The sequence below is a fragment of the Nocardia sp. NPDC049149 genome (genome assembly GCF_043197455.1).
In the GTDB taxonomy this organism is placed as follows: domain Bacteria; phylum Actinomycetota; class Actinomycetes; order Mycobacteriales; family Mycobacteriaceae; genus Nocardia.
In genome coordinates this window covers 274600-278402 of sequence record NZ_JBICTD010000004.1, presented here as the reverse complement: position 1 = coordinate 278402, position 3803 = coordinate 274600, and the positions used below count along the sequence as shown (strand labels likewise).

Annotated in this window: 1 protein-coding gene; it reads left to right on the top strand. The window is 65.3% G+C overall.

The genetic code is table 11. From position 1 onward, the window contains the following. Positions 1-510: 510 nt before the first annotated feature. Positions 511-3753 (top strand): BTAD domain-containing putative transcriptional regulator, encoded by a 3243-nt coding sequence (locus ACGFNJ_RS17080; RefSeq protein ID WP_393448314.1) that lies wholly within the window; start codon positions 511-513, stop codon positions 3751-3753. Positions 3754-3803 lie beyond the last annotated feature (50 nt).

Below are 3803 nucleotides of genomic sequence, written 5' to 3'. Positions count from 1 at the left end.
AGCGAACTCCCTCGCTCATCACCCGTGCCCAGCGGTGCCGATCTTCTGCTAGCCGAACGTCTGTGGTGGTGAGCGTTCCTGGCACGTTCGATCGCACAGCCGGGGCAGGTCAAAGGACATGCGCGCGCCACCCACCCTGAATCCCCCTGGGCGACAACCCCGTCCACAGCCCGCATCGACGGGCCGGTACGGTTGCTCAGCTGGTGCGCCGCGTTTACCCACTCGATCCGCCGCGATCCCGCGGCGTGTCGGCCGATCCAGCAAGTGGACGTTCGACCATAACAAGATGAGTAGGTGCGAGGTGACCGGTCGGTCGGCCGCCTCGTACGTTGTTGCCCCCGAATCTTGGTGCAGCACACTCGATCAGGATGTCGCGGTCGGCATAACTGCGGCTGTACTAGTGCATAAATGACTGGTCAAAGTGGTAACTATCGCCCCGTTCCCGGGCTTGTCGCGACCGTTGCCGCCTATGCTCTGCGCTGGCAGCACATGGTTCAGGAGGGCTTGTCCATGGCTAAAACTCAGATCAGATATGGAGTACTCGGCTCGTTCACGGCATGGCGGGATGACAGTGAAATCGACTTGGGCCCAGCGAAACAACAGGCAGTGCTCATAGCGCTGATGCTCGAGATGAACCGGCCGGTAACCGTGAACGCGATCATCGACGGGGTGTGGGGTGAACACCCGCCGAGCGACGCGCGCAACGGCGTCCAGACCTACGTCAGCCGACTGCGCCGAGCACTGGGTTCGCGCCGCAAAGTGGCCGAGCCCGCGCTGGTCTGGTCCGAAACGGGGTATGTGCTGCACGGCGATCCGTCGCTGTCGGATCACGTCGCGTTCGATCGGCTGATCGCGACGGCCGAGCGGTGCCGGCGCGACAGCGATCTGGCCGCGGCGGCCGCACACACCGATGCCGCGCTGGCCCTGTGGCGAGGCGAGCCGTTCAGCGGGCTGGCCGGCCCCATCATCGAGGCCGAGCGGCGCAGGCTGCAGGAGCGCTATCTGACCGCGCTCGAGGTGCGCGCCGCGCTCAAACTCGCCCGCGGGCACCACGCCGAAGCAGTCGCCGAACTTGCCCCGCTTGTCACGTCATATCCGCTGCAAGAACGGTTTCGGACGCTGCTCATGCTCGGCCTGTACCACTGCGGTCGCCAGGCCGAGGCGTTGCTGGTCTTTCAGGATGCGCAGCGCAGGCTGGCCGACGAGATAGGGATCGAGCCCGGTCGCGAGCTTCGCGAACTGCACCGGCGGATCCTGCGCGATGAGATCGAACCACCGCTCGACGCCACCGCCGCGGCGACCGACTATGAGCAGGAGTCCTCTCTGCCCGTTGCGAACTCGCACAGCGAAGGGACGCCGAACGGCACGCTCGAAGTGCGTGCCGAGTTGCTGCCGAGCCGCAACCAACTGCCGGGCGATATCGCGGACTTCACCGGCCGCATCGACGAGATGGCCAGTCTGCTCGCCGATCTCCCACCCAAACCCGCGCGCCCGACGGTGCTGATCGAGGCCATCGACGGCATGGCGGGCGTCGGCAAGACGACGCTCGCGATTCACGCGGCCCATCGACTCAGCAGCCGTTACCCCGACGCACAGCTCTACATCGACCTGCACGGGCACGCCGCCGAGAGCGCGCCCGTCGAACCGATGGTGGCGTTGGACAGGCTGTTACGGGCCGTCGGCGTGCCGAGCGAATCCATACCGCCGGATCTGGATGCCAGGTCGGCGTTATGGCGCACCGAGATCGCGTCCCGGTCCGCGCTGCTCATCTTCGACAATGTCGCCGATGTCGACCAGGTCCGGCCGCTGCTGCCGGGCACACCCAGTTGTCTGGTGCTGATCACCAGCAGGCGCAGGCTCGTGGACTTGGAAGTCTCGCAAACCCTTTCGCTGGACGTGCTGTCTCCTGAGGACGCGACGGCATTGTTCGCCACCATCGTCAACGACGAGCGGGTGCAGGCCGAAGCCGATGTGGTGGAGGAGCTCGTTCGGCTGTGCGGCTATCTGCCGCTGGCGATTCGCATCGCCGCCGGCAGGTTGCGTGCGCGGCCGGTATGGCCCATCGATCGGCTGGCCGAACGGCTTCGACATCCCAGCCAACGCCTCGAACACCTGGCCGCGGGGTCGCGCAGTGTGACTGCCGCGCTCGCGGCCAGTTTTCAAGACCTGCCGATCGAACAGCAGCGGGTGTTCCGGCTGCTCGGCGTGCATCCCGGTCGTGACTTCGATGTGTATGCCACTGCCGCCCTCGCCGACATCGGTGTCGACACCGCAGAGCGAATTCTCGAGGCACTCGTCGATGTGCATTTGCTGGAGCAGGCTGTCTCCGAACGCTATCGGTTTCACAACCTGGTGCGCGATTACGCCGCGACACTGAGCGGCCCCGGCGACAGCGACCGCGGCGCGGCGTTGACCCGGCTGTTCGACTATTACCGATACGGCGCATGGGCGATCGGGCGCAAAATCCTGCCGGAGCGCGCGGGCCGTATCGCCGAGCTGTCGCGACCGACGACACCGACTCCCGCCTTCGCCAGCCATCACGAATGCGTAACCTGGTTACATACCGAGCGCCTCAATCTGCTGGCCATCGCGCGCGAAGCCACTCGAGCGCGCTGGTCGGATTACACCAAGCTGTTCTCCGAAATCCTGTGGTGGCCTTACGTCACCGGACTTCGCTGCTCCGACGATGCCATCACCTTGCATTTCGACGCGGTCGAGGTGGCACGCAGCAACGGAGAACAGGCCGAAGAGTGCAGGCTGCTGGTCAACCTCGGCTACACGCTGTGGCGCATGCGGCATTGCCAGCAGGCGCTCGTCGTGCTCAACGACTCCATGCGCCTGGCCCACGGCATGCGCGACTATTCCAGTGCCGCAAGGGCTATGCATCACAGCGGCCTCGTCTACTTCCGCATGGCGCGCTATCGCGACGCGTTGATGGGCTACTACCAGTGCCTGTCGTTGTCCCGGTTGATCGGCGACACATTCATGGAAGGCTATGCGCTGCAAGGACTCGGGCAGGTCCACGAACGCATGGGCTACGTCAACGACGCCTACGACTACTTCGCGCAGGCCGTCGCCATCTCCGGCGAAACCGCCGACCCCTACCTGCGCTCGTGCGCCCTGATGCGTACCAGCGACGCCGACGTCCGGGTGGGCCGATACACCGACGCGCTCACCCATTTACAAGAAGCCGGCCAGGCATTGGCCTCGATTGCGTCGAAAACCCTGTTCCACAACTATCTTTCGGTTCGCATCGGCACCGTCTACGCCAACATGGGCAAGTACGAGCTCGCCCTCGACAGCTTCAGCGGCGCCATGGCGCGCGCCGAGCGAAACAACGACCTGATCCTCAAGTGCTGCACCCATCTCGGCATCGGCGACGTGCATCGCCGACGGGACCAGCGCCGCGAAGCGCTCGCCCACTTCGAGCGTGCACTCCACATCGCCTGCGCGTCCGGCTCGCCCTACGAAGAGGTCCTCGCCTACGACGCCATCGCCACTGTCAACTACGGCGCAGCCCACTATTCCGTTGCGCGCCAACACTGGAAGGATGCGCTGGCCATCGCCGTCGGCCTCGGCATCCCCGAAACCCGCCGCATCGCCGAACAGGTAGCAGGCATCGACTCCACTTTCCTCGCTGCCCGAGCAACCCGTGCAGCCGACGCCAACGCCAACGAATTCCGCAGGGCCGCAGACCTCATCCGCCTCGAGATCCCGCCGACCCACCGTCCGCCCGCTGATGGCGCGAACTGACCGGACCACACAAGAAGGCCGGAATATCTTGTAGTACAAGAGATTCCGGC

Bases quoted from the DNA above. Each gene is read 5' to 3' on its own strand.
- ACGFNJ_RS17080 (WP_393448314.1), top strand. From the start codon at position 511: ATGGCTAAAACTCAGATCAGATATGGAGTACTCGGCTCGTTCACGGCA.